The organism is Bradyrhizobium sp. LeoA1Lang (assembly GCF_055413685.1).
In genome coordinates this window covers 21,290-37,173 of the sequence record NZ_JBVAPG010000026.1, presented here as the reverse complement: position 1 = coordinate 37,173, position 15,884 = coordinate 21,290, and the positions used below count along the sequence as shown (strand labels likewise).

Sequence of the window (15,884 nt, the reverse complement as noted above, 5' to 3'; positions counted from 1 at the left end):
CTCAGTGGGCTCCGCGTGTTTCGCGGGCACCGCCGGGCCCTCCGGCAAGCCGCACGGCGAGCCGGTCGAACCACAGATAGATCACGGGCGTCGTGAACAAGGTGAGCAACTGGCTGACCAGAAGGCCGCCGACGATGGAAATGCCGAGCGGATGCCTGAGTTCCGATCCGGCGCCGGTTCCGAGCATCAGCGGCAGCGCGCCGAGCACCGCGGCCATGGTGGTCATGATGATCGGCCGGAACCGAAGCAGGCAGGCCTGGTAGATCGCCTCGCGCGGCGACCGGCCTTCGTTGCGTTCGGCATCGAGCGCGAAGTCGATCATCATGATCGCGTTCTTCTTGACGATGCCGATCAGCAGGATGATGCCGATGATCGCGACGATCGTCAGGTCCTGCCCCGCCATCATCAATGCGAGCAATGCGCCGATCCCGGCTGAAGGCAGCGTCGAGAGAATCGTCAGCGGGTGGATGAAGCTCTCATAGAGCACGCCCAGCACGATATAGACCGTGACGATCGCGGCCAGGATCAGGAACAGTTGGTTCGAGAGCGAGGATTGAAAGGCGAGCGCCGCACCCTGGAAGCTCGTGATGATGCCGAGCGGCTGGCCGATATCGATCTGCGCCTGCTTGACGGCGGCGACCGCCTCTCCGAGCGAGGCATCGGGCGCCAGGTTGAACGATATGGTGGCCGAGGGGAACTGGCCGAGATGCGAAACCTGGAGCGGCGCGATGTCCTCGTGGATCTTGGCGAGCACCGGCAACGGCACCGGCGCGCCTCCGACCGAGGAGGGCAGGTAGATCGACGACAGCGATTGCAGGGAGGTCTGCAGCGTCGGATCGGCTTCCAGGATCACCCGGTACTGGTTTGAATTGGTGAACACCGTCGAGACGATGCGTTGGCCGAAGGAGTCATAGAGCGCATTGTCGACGGTCGCGGGCGTGATCCCGAACCGCGCTGCCTGCTCGCGGTCGATGTCGACAAAGACCGCAAGTCCCTTGGTGGAAATATCGGTCGAGACATCGGTGAACGCGGGAAGCTGCCGCAATCTGTCGACGAGCTTCGGGGCCCATTCGGCGAGCTGGGCCGGATCGGCATCCTGCAGGATGAACTGATATTGCGCCTTGCTGACGGTGCCTTCGATGGTCAGATCCTGCACCGGCTGCATATAGAGCGTGACGCCGGTCAGCGATGCCGTGCTGTCCTTGAGACGGCGCATGACGGTCGCGATATCGGACTTCCGCTGATTATGCGGCTTTAAGTTGATCAGGATGCGGCCGCTGTTGAGCGTGGTGTTGGTGCCGTCGACGCCGATGAAGGAAGAGAGACTCTCGACGTCGGGATCGCGGAGGATGACGTCGGCCAGTTGCTGCTGCCGCTCCGCCATCGCGGCGTATGAGACCGATTGCGGCGCTTCCGAAATCGCCTGGATGACGCCGGTATCCTGCAGCGGGAAGAACCCCTTGGGGATGGCGACATAGAGCAGGGCGGTCAAGCCGAAGGTGGCGAGCGCCACCAGCAGCACCAGGGTCTGGTGGTCCAGCACCCAGTTCAGCATCCGGGCATAGATCGCGATGACGTGATCGAAGCCTTCGCGGCTCAGACGCTGGAGCATGTTCTCATGCGCCTCGCCTTCCGCCTTGAGCAGTTTGGCGCAGGCCATCGGCACAAGCGTCAAGGACACCACGGCGGAGATCAGGATGGTGACCGACAGCGTGATGGCGAACTCGCGGAACAGGCGGCCGACCACGTCACCCATGAACAGCAGCGGAATCAGCACCGCGATCAGCGACACCGTCAGCGAGATGATCGTGAAGCCGATCTGCTCGGAGCCGCGGAGCGCAGCCTGCAGCGGCGCTTCGCCTTCCTCGATGTAGCGGGAGATGTTCTCGATGACGACGATCGCGTCGTCGACCACGAAGCCGGTCGCGATCGTGAGCGCCATCAAAGAGAGATTGTTGAGGCTGAAGCCGAACAGGTACATGGCCCCCAGCGTGCCGACCAGCGAGAGCGGCACGGAGAGGCTTGGGATCAGCGTCGCGCGCGGACTGCGCAGGAATACGAAGATCACCAGCACGACCAGCATGACTGCGAGCGAGAGCTCGTATTCCACGTCCCTGACCGAGGCGCGGATGGTCACGGTGCGGTCGGTCAGGATGTTCAGGTCGATGCTGGCGGGCAACGCCGCCTGCAACTGCGGCAACACCGCCTTGATCCCTTCGACCACCGAGATGACGTTGGCCCCAGGCTGGCGCTGGATGTTGAGGATGATCGCGGGCGTCGTATTCATCCAGGCGCCGAGCTTGTCGTTCTCGGCGCCATCGATGACGTCGCCGATGTCGCTGAGACGGACCGGGGAGCCGTTCTTGTAGGCCACGATCAGGGACTTGTAGCCACCGGCACCGCGGATCTGGTCGTTGGCGTTGATGGTGTAGGAGCGCATCGCGCCGTCAAAATTGCCCTTGGGCGTGTTGACGTTGGCATTGCCGAGGGTGGTGCGCAGGTCGTCGATATTGAGGCCGTAGGCCGCGAGCTTGCGAATGTCGGCGCGGACGCGGACCGCCGGCCGCTGGCCGCCGCTGATGCTGACGAGGCCTACTCCCGGGAATTGCGAGATCTTCTGCGCCAGGCGCGTGTAGACGAAATCCTGGACCTGCGTCAGCGGCATGGTCTTCGACGTCAGGCCAAGGGTCAGGATCGGGGCATCGGCCGGATTGACCTTGGCATAGATCGGCGGCGCCGGAAGATCTGACGGCAGCAGATTGCCGGCGGCGTTGATCGCGGCCTGCACCTCCTGCTCGGCGACATCGAGCGAGATCGTCAATCCGAACTGCAGGGTGATGACCGAGGCGCCGGCCGAACTGACCGAACTCATCTGGCTCAGGTTCGGCATCTGGCCGAACTGCACCTCCAGCGGCGCCGTGACGGACGACGTCATCACGTCAGGACTGGCGCCGGGATAGAAGGTCTGGACCTGGATCGTCGGGTAATCGACCTCGGGCAGGGCGGCGACGGGCAGGAAGCGGAACGCCAGCATCCCCGACAGCATGATGGCGATCATCAGCAGTGTCGTCGCCACCGGTCTCTGGATGAATGGTCGCGACGGGTTCATTGGTGCCCGTTTCCGGAGCGCTGCCCGTTGCCGCCCCCAGCTTTTGAATCCGTCGGCTTGGCTGCAGCGGCCGACTCGCCCGCTCCCGTCGGAGGTCGAATGACGATCCTGGCGCCTTCCCGCAGCTTGTCGGCGCCATCGATCACGATGCGGTCGCCGGGGGAAAGTCCGGACTGAACCTCGACCCGGTCGCCGTCAGTGACGCCAAGCTTGACGGGGCGCACCGAGACCGTGCTGTCGCTGTTGACGAGATAGACGAAGGTGCCGGGCGTGCCGCGCTGGATGCCGGCCGTCGACATCGTCGTCACGTCCTTGTGGGTGTCCAGCAAGAGACGCACGTTGACGAACTGATTGGGATACAGCGTCCGCGCTTCGTTCGAGAATTGCGCGCGCAGCTTGATCGTGCCGGTGGTCGGATCGATCTGGCTGTCGAAGGTCTGCAGCGCCCCGCTGGCGAGCTTGTTGGTGCCGCTCCGATCGTAGGCCGCAGCCGGCAGCACCGCCCCCTCGCGGAGCCGCCTGGCGATCGCCTGAAGCTGGTCCTCCGGGAGTGTGAACAGGACGCTGATCGGCTGCAGTTGCGTGATCACCACGATGCCGGTGGCATCACCAGGGGTGACGTAGTTGCCTTGGTCGACCTGCCGCAATCCGACGCGCCCATCCAGCGGCGACAGGATGTGGCAATAGCGCAGGTTCACTTCGGCGGCCTGCACCGAGGCGCGGTCCGCTTCAACCGTGCCTTCGTCCTGCGCGACCAGGGCTATTTGCGTGTCGAGCTGCTGGTGCGGCACGGCGTTCTGCTTCGCCAGGCCTTGGTAGCGGGCAAGGTCGACCTGGGCGCCCTTCAGCATGGCTTGGTCGCGCGCAAGCTGTCCCTTGGCCTGGGCAAGCGCCGCCTCAAAGGGGCGTGAGTCGATCTCCGCGATGAGATCACCCTTCTTGACCTCGTCGCCTTCCTTGAACGCGATGCGGGTCAGATATCCGCTGATCTGGCTTCTGATCGTGACGGTGGCGAGTGAAGAGACGGTGCCGAGCCCATTGAGGTTGATCCCGATATCACCCTTGCCGACAGTCTCGGCGACAACAGACATCGGCGGGGCGGTTCGCCGGCCGGCTGTTTCCTGTGGCGTGCCTGCCGGCTTCGTCCACCAGACGATGCCGGCACCCAGCAGGAGAATAACGGCGATCGCGAACCCAATGCGCCCGCGAGCCGGGCGCATGATTTTTTTCCCAGGCGCAATCGAAGGGGGTGGCGTCGACTTCCTTAGCTGCTGATCCATGGGTCACCTGCGAAAGCGCATGAACGGACCCGTGTGGGGCGCATATCGCCGCAGCCCGGTTCCTGCAACATTTCCAGGTCGACATATTGAACGATTAGGGGCCGGAAAGCCCATTAACATTCGGTAGGGCGGCTCAACAATTCTTGGCCGGATCGGCGTGTGACGCCGTTTCGGCCCGCCGCTCATAGCTCTCGGCAAGAACCTTGAGACGATCGGCGACCGCCTGGTCGCTCACGCTTTCCGCCACCCGGCGCAAGGTCTGCGCTGGGCTCGAAAATTCCTTGCTCGGCATACTCAACTCCGCAACTCATGGTTTCAAACAATTATGTAGGTGCGCGGTGCACGATGCGAATTCACAAAGTCGGGAGTTTGGTCGCGTTGCAGCAGACGTGCACGGCGGCGGCCGGATTCTTCTCATTCGGCCGGCGTTGCCTGGGGTTGGACGGAGGAGGTTGCCGCCTCCTTCTCGCCGAACAGCCAGATCTGCAGCCGGTCGAGATAGAGATAGACCACCGGCGTCGTGTACAGCGTGAGGATCTGCGACACCGCGAGGCCGCCGACAATGGCATAGCCGAGCGGCTGCCTGATCTCCGAGCCCGCGCCCGTGCCCACCATCATCGGCACGGCGCCGAGCATTGCCGCCATCGTGGTCATCAGGATCGGCCTGAACCGCTTGATGCAGGCCTGGTAGATCGCTTCTTCCGTGCTGAGCCCTTCGTTGTGTTCGGCGTGTATCGCGAAGTCGACCAGCATGATGCCGTTCTTCTTGACGATGCCGATCAGCAGGATGAGGCCGACGATCGCGATCACGGTCAGATCGAAATGGGCCGCCATCAGCAACAGCAGCGCGCCGACGCCGGCCGATGGCAGGGTCGAGATGATGGTGATCGGATGGATCGTGCTTTCATAGAGGATGCCGAGGATCAGGTAGATCACGAACAGCGAGGCGAGGATCAGGATCGGCGTGCTCGACAGCGAGGCGCCGAACGCCTGGGCGTTGCCCTGGAAGCTGGTCTGCAGCGAGAGCGGCGGATTCAACTCTTTCTTTACCCCGTCGATGGCGCTCACGGCCTGGCCGATCGCAGCACCCGGCGCAAGGTTGAACGAGATCGTCACCGAAGGGAACTGCCCCTGGTGATTGACGACGAGCGACGACCGATTCGACCAGCGTCGATAGCGGCACCTGCTGCCCGCTCGAGGATTTCACATAGATGCCGTTGAGCGCATCGGGCGAGTACTGGAACTTCGGGTTGACCTCCATGACCACATGGTACTGCTGTAGCGTGGTGTAGATCGTCGAGACGATGCGCTGACCGAACGCATCGTCCAGCGTGTTGTCGATGGTGAAAGGCAGGATGCCGTAGCTCGAGGCGACTTCGCGCTTGATGGTGATGTCGAGCAGCGGCCCGGCATTGAGCTGGTCGGTGGTGACGTCGGTGATCGACGGGATCGTCTTGATCTTGTCGAGGAACAGCGCCGCCCAACGGGTCAGCTCGCCCGGATCGGCATCGTTCATCGTGTACTGGAATTGAGTCTTGTTCAGCCGGGCTCCGATCGTGATGTCCTGGGCAGGCTGCATGTACAGCGTAATGCCCTGGATCTTCGCGAGGTTGGTGCGCAGCCGCGCGATCACCTTGTCGATCGGATCGCGCTGGTCGTAAGGCTTGAGCTGGATGTAGACGCGCCCGTCATTGACCGTGTAGACACCGCCGCCGGCGCCCACTGCGGCCCCGACGGAGGCGACAGCCGGGTCGCGCATGATGACGTCGAGCAGGGCTTGTTGGCGCTGGGCCATCGCCTGGAAGGAGATATCCTGCGACGCTTCCGACTGACCGAGGATCAGCCCGGTGTCCTGTTCCGGGAAGAAGCCCTTGGGAATGACGACGTAAAGATAACCGGTCAGCGCGATGGTGCCGAGCATCACCATCAGCGTGATGAAGCGGTGACGCAGTACGATCCTGAGACCGGCCTCATAGAGATTGAGCAGGGCGTCGAATCCGCGTTCGGACAATCGGTAGAGCCGGCCGTGCGATTCTCTCTCGGGTTTGAGCAGGTATGCGCACATCATCGGCGTGAGCGTGCGCGAGATCACCAGCGAGAGAACGAGCGCCACGCTCACCGTCATCGCGAACTCGCGAAACAACAGTCCGACATAGCCGCTCATCAGGAACAGGGGAATGAACACCGCGATAAGCGAGAACGTGATCGCCATCACGGTGAAGCCGATCTCGCCGGATCCCTTCATCGCCGCGTCATAGGGCGACAGGCCTTCCTCGATGTGCCGCGTGATATTCTCGATCTCGACGACGGCGTCGTCGACCACGAAGCCGACCGCAATCGACAGGGCCATCAGCGACAAATTGTCGAGGCTGTAGCCCATTTCGTACAGGATCGCGAAAGTGCCGACCAGCGACAGCGGCACGGTGACGGCCGGAATGATGGTCGCCCAGAAGCTGCGCAGGAAGATGAAGATCACCATCACGACGAGTCCGATCGTCAGGAGCAGCGTGAACTGCACGTCTGCGATCGATGCGCGGATGGTATCGGTGCGGTCGGAAATGACGTTGATCTTGATGTCGGAGGGAATCGAGGCCTGCAGCACCGGCATCATCGCCTTGATGCGCGCGACCGTGTCGACGACATTGGCGCCCGGCTGACGCTGGATCGCCAGGAGGATCGCCCTCTGATTGTTGTACCAGCCGGCGATCAGATCGTTTTCCGGCGCGCTGATGGCGCGGCCGATGTCGCGGATGCGGACCGGAGATCCATTGCGATAGGCGACGACGAGATCGGCATATTGGTCGGGCTTGAACAGTTGATCATTGGTGTTGAGCGTGTAGGTCTGACGCGGGCTGTTGAGCGTGCCCTTCGCCAGATCGACATTGGCCTGGCCCAGCACCGTCCGCAGATCCTCGAGATTGATGCCGCGGGCGGCCAATGCCTCGGGGTCGACCTGGATGCGGACGGAGGCTTTCTGCTGGCCGCCGACGCCGACGAGGCCGACGCCGGAAATCTGCGAAATCTTCTGCAGCAGAATGTTCTCGGAATAGGCGTCCACTGTAGTGAGCGGCAGACTGTCCGAGGTGATGCCGAGCACGAGGATCGGCGTGTCGGCGGGATTGACCTTGCGGATCGTCGGCGGATAGGGCAGGCCGGCCGGCAAATACGGGGAAGCGGCATTGATGGCCGAGAGCGTATCGCTCACCGCGCCGTCGATCTGACGGCTGAGGTCGAACTGCAGCGTGATCTGGGTGTAGCCCAGCGCACTCGCCGACGTCATCTGGGTGAGGCCGGGGATCTCGCCGAACTGCAACTCGAGTGGCGATGCCACGGAAGACGCCATGGTCTGCGGATCGGCGCCCGGCAACTGTGCGGTCACCGTCAGCGTGGGATAGTTGACGTTCGGCAGCGCCGCCACCGGCATCAGCGGATAGGCGACCAGGCCGGCTACCAGCAGCCCCACCATGAGCAGGGCGGTCGCGATCGGCCGTCGGATGAACGGTGCGGAAATATTCATGGGATTGGCGTCTGCATGGCGTCCTGCGCGGCGGCTTCCTCGGCCGCCTTGCCATGGAGCGCGATGACATGTGTACCCGGCTGCAGCTTGTATTGGCCGTCGAGGACCACCCGCTCATTTGCCGAGAGCCCGGAATCGATCAGCGCCTGTCCGTCGCTGATTTGCGCCACCTTGACTTGGCGGATCGATACGGTGTTGTCGGGATTGACGACCCACGCATAGGCTCCGTTCGGACCTTGCTGGATCACCGCCGCGGGCACGGTGAGGCCGTTGTGTCGTGTGTCGAGCAGCAGCCGTGCGTTGACCAGCTCGCCCGGCCAGAGCCGGTTCTCCTTGTTGGAGAAATTGGCCTTGAGCTGGATCGAGCCCGTGGTCTGCAGGATCTCGTTGTTGACGAGGCCGAGCTGGCCTTGACCGAGCTCTATCGTGTCGTCCTGGTTATAGGCGAGGACGGTCAGCGGCGCCTTGGTGATTTGCTGCTGCTTCTGGATTTGCGGCAGAACCGTCTCCGGAAGCGTGAAGATCAGAGAAATCGGATCGAGCTGGGTCACGACGCACAGACCGTTCGTGCTCGACGGGCTTATGATATTGCCGACATCGATCTGGCGGATCCCGACCACGCCGTCGATCGGTGAGGTCAGGCGCGTGAAGCTGAGCTGCACTTTCGCGGCCTCGATCAGCGCCTTGTCGGTTGTGATCGCGCCGTCCAACTGCCCGACTTGCGCCTTCTGGGTTTCGATCAGTTGCGGCGTCGCCCAGCCCTTGGCTCCCAACTGGCTGTAACGGACGAGGTTGGCATTGGCGTTGGCGAGCTGCGCCTGATCGCGTTCGAGCGATCCGGTATACTGATCGATCAGCGCCTGATAGGGACGCGGATCGATCTGCGCCAGCAGGTCGCCGGCATGCACATGCTGGCCTTCGGTGAAGTTGATGGTGAAGATCTGGCCCTGGATCTGGGCGCGCACCACGTCGGTGTTGTAGGCGATCACGGTGCCGACGCCGGTCAGATAGATCGGCACGTCGTGCTGGCTGACCGTTCCGGCGACGATCGGCACCGGGGACGGCCGGGCCGGCGCGGCGACCGCCGTCTCGAACGGGAAGTCATGCATGGCGTGGAGCAGAGCGCCGGTCGCCACTGCGGCGGTCAGCATGACGGCACCGACAACGATCTTCTTTTTCATGGTCTGGGCTTCGCTGAGAGGTTGTTAGCAACCCGGAATAACTGCGCTTGACGTGACGCTCCCCGTCACGAAGCCTGAGCAGGCGCTGCTGCCCGCCATCGTGGAGGCGGTTGGAGCGGGAGCGAGAACCGTCGGCACTGTCGGCAAGGCTGCAACCGGTCCGACGACACCTGGGAGCAGCGATACGCCAGGTGTCGGCACCGGCGCCCCCGAGCTGACGCCGAGATTGCTGATCTCGGACGAGTCGAGGGGAATGCCGGTTCGCTGGACGCCGCCGACTGTCGTGGGCGAGGTCGATGACGGCGTCGATGATGCGATGACACTGGTCGAGCCCGAACCGCACATCCCCGACGTTCCCGACGTGTCGATGATGCCGGAGGCCGTCGCCATGCCCGAGCTCTCAAGCGTGCCTGACGTCGTCGACACGCCCGATGTCGCCGATATCGCAGGCGACATGCCCGGTGTTGCGGCCGTATCGCCCGCCATGACCGCGGTTGCAGGCGCGGTCGATCCGACCGCCATTCCAGCGCCGTCGAATGTGGCGGTCGATCCGAACATCTGGGTCGGCGCTGTCCCAACTGTCGAGCAGACCGTGCCGCTGCTTGGAATGGCGATCGTGCCCGTCGCGGGAGCCGCGAGCGGACTGACTCCCGCGGATGAGAGCTCGGTCGCGCCCAGCGGAATTCCCGTTGGCGAGACCGGCGAGCTCGCGCTGCCTAGCGGAGAAGTTGCGTCAAGCGTCGGAGTCGGGGTCGCCATACCAGTCACTTGCGCGACAGCGGCATTCGCTGTGAGCAACGCGGGAAGAAGGATCGCAGCGGCCAGCGAGAATCTCATCTGCATTCTCCGTAGCAGAGACAGATTGGGGACATGGCGGGTTTAGCTGCAGCTCGGCGGCATCGGCTCGCCCGGATGCAGCAGGTTCCAATCGGAACAGCCGAGACTGTCGCCCTCCTCGAGACGGAGGCGACCAAGGGCGTGATGATGGAGGCCCGGGCTGAAAGCGCTGGTATGGCCGTCTGCCCGAACGTGCCCTGTCATGCCGCCGATATTGGCGCCACCACCGAAGCTTTCCGGGCGAATGCCGCTGCCGACACCGCCAACATGCGCGCCGCCGCCAATTCCTCCGACGTGGACACCGCCACCTCCGACATGGGCGCCGGCGCCGAGTCCGCCAAAATGAGCTCCGCCGCCAAACCCTCCCATATGGCCGCCACCGCCGCGCGCCTCCGCTGCAGCGGTAAACAAGCTTGAGGCAAGCAAGGTTGTCGCCAGGATCGCTGTCAATCGTCTCATCATGACACTTCCTCTCCGTGAATGAAGCGCCCCGCGTCGAATGCGCCAGCCGAACGAGCCGACCGGGTTCTCCGACGGCTTGAACGTAGGCGCGTTCGACGGCGCATCCACTAAATTCGTCTTTAGGAATGCAGTGAGATATCGCTTGGGATTTTTCTTTGCGCAGCCGCTGCGCGGAGCGCGGCAATAGCGCAGCGCTAATCCACGGACGCGCGGATGCGCAGGATCGCGGGATTTGAATCTACGATACTATCAATAAAGAAAGCGGCCGGGACCGCATAAGCGGTCCGGCCTCTTCAGTCTCGACTGTCAGCTTGACCGACAGGACACTCGTTTTCCGGCCAGTGACGGCCAACGTTCGACGGTGGCTCCGAAGCGACCGGATCAATAAGAGCCGTAACCGTAATAGCCGTAGCCGGTGCCCGGTTCACAGGGAACGTTGCCGTCGGTCCAGGGCTGCGATGCAAACGCGCCTACCCGCGGGGCAGGAACGCAGCCCGGTCCGCCGACATAGACTTGCTCCGGTGCCGCAACGGCATTGGCACGCGCGACGTGCCGGGTGTGTTCGCGAGCCATCGCGGGAGTCGCAAGCGTCGCCGCAGCGACCAGCGCTATCGACAAGAACTTGATTGCAGACATAGGTGTTCTCCATCAGGAAGCGGAGCCAATGGAGCGTGGCTCCCTCTCCGAAGTGCGGATCACGGCAGGCTGTTTAAAGGGCGCGTCTTCTCACGTTCTCTCAATGCCGCGTGAGCACATTCGTGCGCAGGTTGCAGACGGGAGCTGCCCGCTCACAACGACGTTACACAACCTGGAGCATGATCCGGAAAAGCGGATATCGGTTTTCCGAAAAGATCATGCTCAAACAAGAGGATAGAGCGGGATGGGGATTCGAGGAAAAAATCATCCCGCTCGAGCAGCTTGATTTCAGTGGAAGCTAGACGGCCGTCGAAAGCGCGCGCATTTCGGCCTGCCACGGTGCCATTGTATGTTGCGCGGTAGCAATCGTCACGACTTCGTTCCAGCGCGAAAGAAAGGCGTCGACGCAGGCGGGATCGAATTGGCGCGCCCTGTTGTCCTGGAGGTAACGGCGTGCGTCCGCAAGCGGCATCGGGTCCTTGTAGGGACGCTTCATTGTCAGCGCATCGAAGACATCGGCGACTGCGACGACGCGGGCCGCGATCGGAATGTCGGTTTCCCTGAGCCCGTTGGGATAGCCGCCGCCGTCCCAGCGTTCGTGATGAGCGGCAGCGATCTCGGCTCCAAGCTGGATCAGCTCGCAATGGCTGTCGGCGAGGATGCGTCCGCCGATCGTGGCGTGGGTGCGCATGATCGCGATCTCCTCCGCGTTCAGCCGGCCCGGCTTGAGCAGGATGCTGTCGGGTATCGCGACCTTGCCGACGTCGTGCAGGGGTGCCGCAAGATAGATGTCGCGGATGAGCCGCGACGGCAGGCCGAGTTCTTCGGCGATGATGCGGCTGTATTTCGCTACCCGAAGCGTGTGCTCGCCGGTGTCGTTGTCGCGGTACTCGACGGCGAGCGCCAGACGCAGAATGATCTCCTCCTCGCGTTCCTGGAGCTTCTGCGTGGCGCTGGCAACGTCCCGGACGAGGTCGGCAGCGCGGTCGTTCAATTGCCGAACGGCAATGCCCAGCCGGATAAGATTTCTGAGCCGAACCCTCGTCTCCAGAGTTTGCGGATGCTTCGGCAGGAAATCGGTGGCGCCGGCCTCGAGTGCCTTCATCCGCACCTCGTCCGTCTGTATCGAGGTGATCATCACGATCGGAATATTGCCGAAGTTCTGGAGTGCACGGAGTTCGCGGATGAAGGTGACGCCGTCCATTCTCGGCATCTCATAGTCCACGAGCACGATGTCGTACTGGCGCTGCATCGCCGATGTCATCGCCTGGAGCGGATCCGTGTACGCCGTGACCTGAACGGCGCCGTCGGCTTCCAGGAGCCGCGTGAGGAAGTCGAGGACAGAGCGACTGTCGTCAACGAGAAGCGCTTGTGTAAGCATCGGGTGTCCAGGTACGCGACGGTCGATTGTACGAGATCAAGAGCTACTGTGCGGGCTCTTAACGTCGACCTAAGCCTGACAATCGCCGATTGCACAACCTGTTCGATGCGCGTGAATGCAGGCGCAAATCGTACCAGGCTACCCATCGAATCCTCGGCACCGTATTCGTACGGACGTCTCGCACAGAAACGAGATCGCGCTTGATTAACATCTTAATCACCATCTCTGCCGATACTTCAGCCGAAAGAGATTCGCATTCCGGCTAAAGCGAATCACTGGGAATGCGGGGGACGGCGAATGGCTGAAGTGACGGAGCCCAAACGGTGGCTACAATTGCCACCGGACTGCAGCATCGCGTCGATCCGCCAGGTCTATGAAACGATCCGCGAGGCCTTCAGCCGCAATGATCGGCTCGAGATCGACTGCTCCGCCGTCGACAAGGCCGACGTCACGTCGATCCAGCTTTTGCTTTCCACCGCGGAGACCGGCAAGGCGCAGGGCCGCCCGGTCGTCCTGACTGCGTTCTCGCAAAGCCTCCGCAATACCCTTCGCCGCGCAGGCTTCTCCAGCGACGCGATGATCGACCAACATTTTCACAAGAAGGATGGCGCGTGATGGCTACGGTCCTGACGGTCGATGATTCCCCCAGCATCCGCCAGATGATCAAGGTCGTGCTCGAGCCGGCGGGCCACAACGTGATCGAGGCCGGCGACGGGGCGCAGGGCCTGGCGAAGGCGCAGGCGGGCAAGCTTGATCTCGTGATCACCGACCTCAACATGCCGGTCATGAACGGCCTCGAACTGATACGGGCCCTGCGCAAGCTGCCGTCGCAGGTCGGCCTGCCGATCGTCTTCCTCACCACCGAGTCCAACGACGCGGTGAAGCAGGAAGCCAAGAGCGCCGGCGCCACCGGATGGATCACCAAGCCTTTCAAGCCTGAGCAATTGCTCGCGGTGGTCAACAAGCTGGTGCGGTCATGAGCAGCATGGACCCGACGGAGATATTCCGTCAGGAGGCGAGCGAGCTTTTCGAAACCCTCGAAGGGGCCTTGCTGGATCTCGGCCTGCGTCCCGACGATCGCGAGCTGGTCGACTCGGCGTTTCGGGCCCTGCACACCATCAAGGGCTCCGGCGCCATGTTCGGCTTCGACAAGGTCGCCGCGTTCACCCACGAATTCGAGACCGCCTTCGAACTGGTCCGCAAAGGCGAGATCAAGCCGACGCAGGAGCTGATCGCGGTCGCGCTGGCGGCGAAGGACTATATCCGTGCCCTGATCGAAGCGCCCGATGACGCTGATTCGATCATCGGCGACGCCATCCTGGATGATCTGAAGCGCTTCGTTTCACCTGTCGAGCAGGTCGTGCCGGTCGAGTCTAACGTCGACGCCCCGCCGGTAAGCGAGAGCCGTCCGGCGGGCTGGCAACTGCGCCTCGAATTCGAGTCACATATTCTCCGCAACGGCTCCAATCCGCTCGACCTCCTGGATGATCTCTGCAAGCTCGGTCCCTGCTTCGTCGTGCCGGTCACCGATGGCGTGCCGCTTTTGGACGAGCTGGAGCCCGAGGACTGCTACCTGAAATGGGACGTCACGCTGCATAGCGGTTGCGACAAGGACGCCATCGACGACGTCTTCATGTTCGTGCAGGACGAGATGAAGCTGACGTTGGTGCCGCTGGCGCAGGTCGAGCGCGCGGCACCGGCGCTCGCATTGCCGGTGGTGGAAGCTGAGCCGGCTGCGGTGCTGGCCGCTGCCCCGGTCCCCGCTGCGGCGGAGCCGGCGACGCCGCCGGAGCGGAAGCGCGAGGAGCCGAAGCGCACCGAAGAGCGTGGCATCGCCACGGTCCGCGTGCAAGCCGAACGGCTCGACGAGTTGATGGACCGGGTCGGTGAGCTCGTCATTGCCCAGGCGCGGCTCAGCCAGTTAGCCGCGGCCGGCTCCGATCTCTCGATTAAGATGATCGCGGAGGAGATCGAGCGGCTGGCGGGAAGCCTGCGCGACACCACCATGGGCGCGCGGATGGTGCCGATCGGCTCCCTGTTCGGGCGCTTCCGAAGACTGGTCCACGATCTGTCCCGCGACCTCGGCAAGCCGGTCGAATTCGTCACCTCGGGCGAGGATACCGAGCTCGACAAGACCATGATCGAATGTCTCGCCGATCCGCTTGTGCACCTGATCCGCAATGCGATCGATCACGGCATCGAGGATTCCGAGGCTCGCGCGGCGTCCGGCAAGACCGAGCAGGGACGGATCGAGCTGCAGGCGGTCCATTCCGGCGCGCAGGTCCTCGTCACCGTCAAGGACAATGGCGGCGGCCTCAACACGGCGCGCATCCGCGCCAAGGCCGAAGAACAGGGGCTGATCGCGCCCGGTGCCGCGATGTCGGATCATGAGATCCACCAGTTCCTGTTCCATCCGGGGTTCTCGACCGCCCAGACCATCTCGGCGCTGTCCGGCCGCGGCGTCGGCATGGACGTGGTCAAGCGCACCATCGAGAACATGCGCGGCTCGATCGATTTGTCGACGAAAGCCGGCGAGGGAACGAATGTCACGCTGCGCCTGCCGCTGACGCTTGCGATCATCGAGGGATTGCTGATCCGGGTCGGCGAGGGGCGCTACATCATTCCGCTCCCGGCGGTCGAGGAGTGCGTCGAACTCACGGCGGACGACGAGCGCTCGCGCGGCCGCAATTTCCTCAACGTGCGCGGCAACCTCGTGCCCTTCCTGCGGCTCCGCGACATTCTCGACGTGCCGGGTGTGCCCGGACAGCATCAGAAGACGATCATCATCTCGACCGGCGAGACCCGCGTCGGGCTGGTTGCCGACCAGATCATCGGCAATCATCAGACCGTCATCAAGTCGCTTTCGAAGCTGCATTCCGATGTCACGATCTTTTCCGGCGCGACCATCCTGGGTGACGGCACCGCCGCGCTTATTCTCGACGTGGTGCAGCTCGTCGCGCTGGCGCAGTCGCGTGCGGAAAAGCAGCAGATGAGCGAGGCGGCATAGATGGCGACAGATCGGCAGCAAGACGCCGGAACCGTCCAGGACGGTTCGATGCAGGTGGTCATGATCGGGCTCGGCGACGAGAAATTCGCGCTCGATGCAGGTCTGGTGCGCGAGATCATCGATCCGGTTCCCGCAACGAAAGTGGCCGGCTCGCGCTCGTTCGTGCCCAGCGTCATCAATGTGCGCGGCAATGTCATTCCGCTGGCCGACCTGCGCATCCGTTTCGGGATGCCGCAGACCGAGGCCTCCACGGAGACGCGGATCGTCGTGATCGAGGTCGGGATCGACAACGAGCCGGTGCTGGTCGGCGTCACCGCTGACAAAGTCTACGAGGTCACCGAGATCTCGCGGACCGACGTGCAGCAGACGCCGCGCGTCGGCATGCATTGGAAGCCGGAGTTCATCCGCTTCATCACCAAGTGGCGTGAAGAGTTCGTCATCGTACCGAATATGGAACGTATCCTGAATTGAAGA

12 protein-coding genes and 1 pseudogene are annotated in these 15,884 nt (G+C 63.2%); 6 read left to right on the top strand and 7 right to left on the bottom strand.

Annotated features, from left to right (window positions below; all coding sequences use genetic code 11):
• Position 1 precedes the first annotated feature (1 nt).
• The 5 genes and pseudogenes from ACZYOF_RS12000 to ACZYOF_RS11980 form a co-directional block, all read right to left on the bottom strand.
• Positions 2 to 3,109 carry an MdtB/MuxB family multidrug efflux RND transporter permease subunit gene (locus ACZYOF_RS12000; protein WP_463715876.1) on the bottom strand — a complete coding sequence of 1,036 codons (3,108 nt, stop codon included), beginning with the start codon at positions 3,107 to 3,109 and terminating at the stop codon, positions 2 to 4.
• Positions 3,106 to 4,329, bottom strand: a complete 1,224-nt coding sequence (locus ACZYOF_RS11995; protein ID WP_463715875.1) for an MdtA/MuxA family multidrug efflux RND transporter periplasmic adaptor subunit — start codon at positions 4,327 to 4,329, stop codon at positions 3,106 to 3,108. Before ACZYOF_RS11995 ends, ACZYOF_RS12000 begins: the two co-directional genes overlap by 4 nt.
• Positions 4,330 to 4,522: 193 nt before the next feature.
• On the bottom strand, positions 4,523 to 4,681 hold the full coding sequence (locus tag ACZYOF_RS11990; protein ID WP_165421026.1) for a hypothetical protein: 159 nt from the start codon (positions 4,679 to 4,681) through the stop codon (positions 4,523 to 4,525).
• A 122-nt stretch (positions 4,682 to 4,803) separates the two neighbouring features.
• Positions 4,804 to 7,906 (bottom strand): annotated as a pseudogene (locus tag ACZYOF_RS11985) (efflux RND transporter permease subunit).
• Positions 7,903 to 9,087 (bottom strand): efflux RND transporter periplasmic adaptor subunit, encoded by a 1,185-nt coding sequence (locus ACZYOF_RS11980; protein ID WP_130577801.1) that lies wholly within the window; start codon positions 9,085 to 9,087, stop codon positions 7,903 to 7,905. The pseudogene ACZYOF_RS11985 and the gene ACZYOF_RS11980 overlap by 4 nt, the downstream one beginning before the upstream one ends.
• A gap of 52 nt (positions 9,088 to 9,139) precedes the next feature.
• Here ACZYOF_RS11980 and ACZYOF_RS11975 point away from each other — a divergent pair, with 52 nt between their 5' ends.
• Positions 9,140 to 9,970: a hypothetical protein gene (locus tag ACZYOF_RS11975; protein WP_463715874.1), complete on the top strand. Its 831-nt coding sequence runs from the start codon at positions 9,140 to 9,142 to the stop codon at positions 9,968 to 9,970.
• 29 nt (positions 9,971 to 9,999) lie between these two features.
• The gene (locus ACZYOF_RS11970; protein ID WP_394565202.1) at positions 10,000 to 10,341 is read left to right on the top strand and encodes a hypothetical protein; all 342 of its coding nucleotides are present in this window, start codon (positions 10,000 to 10,002) and stop codon (positions 10,339 to 10,341) included.
• Between the two features lie 426 nt (positions 10,342 to 10,767).
• Here ACZYOF_RS11970 and ACZYOF_RS11965 read toward each other — a convergent pair whose 3' ends face one another.
• Together ACZYOF_RS11965 and ACZYOF_RS11960 are read right to left on the bottom strand one after the other, a co-directional pair.
• On the bottom strand, positions 10,768 to 11,022 hold the full coding sequence (locus tag ACZYOF_RS11965; protein WP_130577804.1) for a hypothetical protein: 255 nt from the start codon (positions 11,020 to 11,022) through the stop codon (positions 10,768 to 10,770).
• Positions 11,023 to 11,320: 298 nt separating this feature from the next.
• Positions 11,321 to 12,403 carry an HD domain-containing phosphohydrolase gene (locus ACZYOF_RS11960; protein ID WP_282530085.1) on the bottom strand — a complete coding sequence of 361 codons (1,083 nt, stop codon included), beginning with the start codon at positions 12,401 to 12,403 and terminating at the stop codon, positions 11,321 to 11,323.
• Positions 12,404 to 12,700: 297 nt separating this feature from the next.
• On the opposite strand from ACZYOF_RS11960, the gene ACZYOF_RS11955 reads away from it, so the two are divergent.
• Genes ACZYOF_RS11955 through ACZYOF_RS11940 form a run of 4 tightly spaced genes read left to right on the top strand, consistent with a single transcriptional unit; the run spans position 12,701 to position 15,881 of the window.
• Positions 12,701 to 13,018 carry an STAS domain-containing protein gene (locus ACZYOF_RS11955; RefSeq protein WP_130577806.1) on the top strand — a complete coding sequence of 106 codons (318 nt, stop codon included), beginning with the start codon at positions 12,701 to 12,703 and terminating at the stop codon, positions 13,016 to 13,018.
• Positions 13,018 to 13,383: a response regulator gene (locus ACZYOF_RS11950; protein WP_027580048.1), complete on the top strand. Its 366-nt coding sequence runs from the start codon at positions 13,018 to 13,020 to the stop codon at positions 13,381 to 13,383. Before ACZYOF_RS11955 ends, ACZYOF_RS11950 begins: the two co-directional genes overlap by 1 nt.
• Positions 13,380 to 15,410: a chemotaxis protein CheA gene (locus ACZYOF_RS11945; RefSeq protein WP_463715873.1), complete on the top strand. Its 2,031-nt coding sequence runs from the start codon at positions 13,380 to 13,382 to the stop codon at positions 15,408 to 15,410. Before ACZYOF_RS11950 ends, ACZYOF_RS11945 begins: the two co-directional genes overlap by 4 nt.
• Positions 15,411 to 15,881, top strand: coding sequence for a chemotaxis protein CheW (locus ACZYOF_RS11940; RefSeq protein ID WP_130577808.1), 471 nt, complete (start codon positions 15,411 to 15,413; stop codon positions 15,879 to 15,881).
• Positions 15,882 to 15,884: the final 3 nt, after the last annotated feature.

What these genes read in the sequence shown, in the direction of transcription:
- ACZYOF_RS11990 (WP_165421026.1), bottom strand. Translation starts at nt 4,681, where the DNA reads ATGCCGAGCAAGGAATTTTCGAGCCCAGCGCAGACCTTGCGCCGGGTG.
- ACZYOF_RS11945 (WP_463715873.1), top strand. Translation starts at nt 13,380, where the DNA reads ATGAGCAGCATGGACCCGACGGAGATATTCCGTCAGGAGGCGAGCGAG.
- ACZYOF_RS11965 (WP_130577804.1), bottom strand. Translation starts at nt 11,022, where the DNA reads ATGTCTGCAATCAAGTTCTTGTCGATAGCGCTGGTCGCTGCGGCGACG.
- ACZYOF_RS11960 (WP_282530085.1), bottom strand. Translation starts at nt 12,403, where the DNA reads ATGCTTACACAAGCGCTTCTCGTTGACGACAGTCGCTCTGTCCTCGAC.
- ACZYOF_RS12000 (WP_463715876.1), bottom strand. Translation starts at nt 3,109, where the DNA reads ATGAACCCGTCGCGACCATTCATCCAGAGACCGGTGGCGACGACACTG.
- ACZYOF_RS11995 (WP_463715875.1), bottom strand. Translation starts at nt 4,329, where the DNA reads ATGCGCCCGGCTCGCGGGCGCATTGGGTTCGCGATCGCCGTTATTCTC.
- ACZYOF_RS11980 (WP_130577801.1), bottom strand. Translation starts at nt 9,087, where the DNA reads ATGAAAAAGAAGATCGTTGTCGGTGCCGTCATGCTGACCGCCGCAGTG.
- ACZYOF_RS11970 (WP_394565202.1), top strand. Translation starts at nt 10,000, where the DNA reads ATGCAGCAGGTTCCAATCGGAACAGCCGAGACTGTCGCCCTCCTCGAG.
- ACZYOF_RS11950 (WP_027580048.1), top strand. Translation starts at nt 13,018, where the DNA reads ATGGCTACGGTCCTGACGGTCGATGATTCCCCCAGCATCCGCCAGATG.
- ACZYOF_RS11955 (WP_130577806.1), top strand. Translation starts at nt 12,701, where the DNA reads ATGGCTGAAGTGACGGAGCCCAAACGGTGGCTACAATTGCCACCGGAC.
- ACZYOF_RS11940 (WP_130577808.1), top strand. Translation starts at nt 15,411, where the DNA reads ATGGCGACAGATCGGCAGCAAGACGCCGGAACCGTCCAGGACGGTTCG.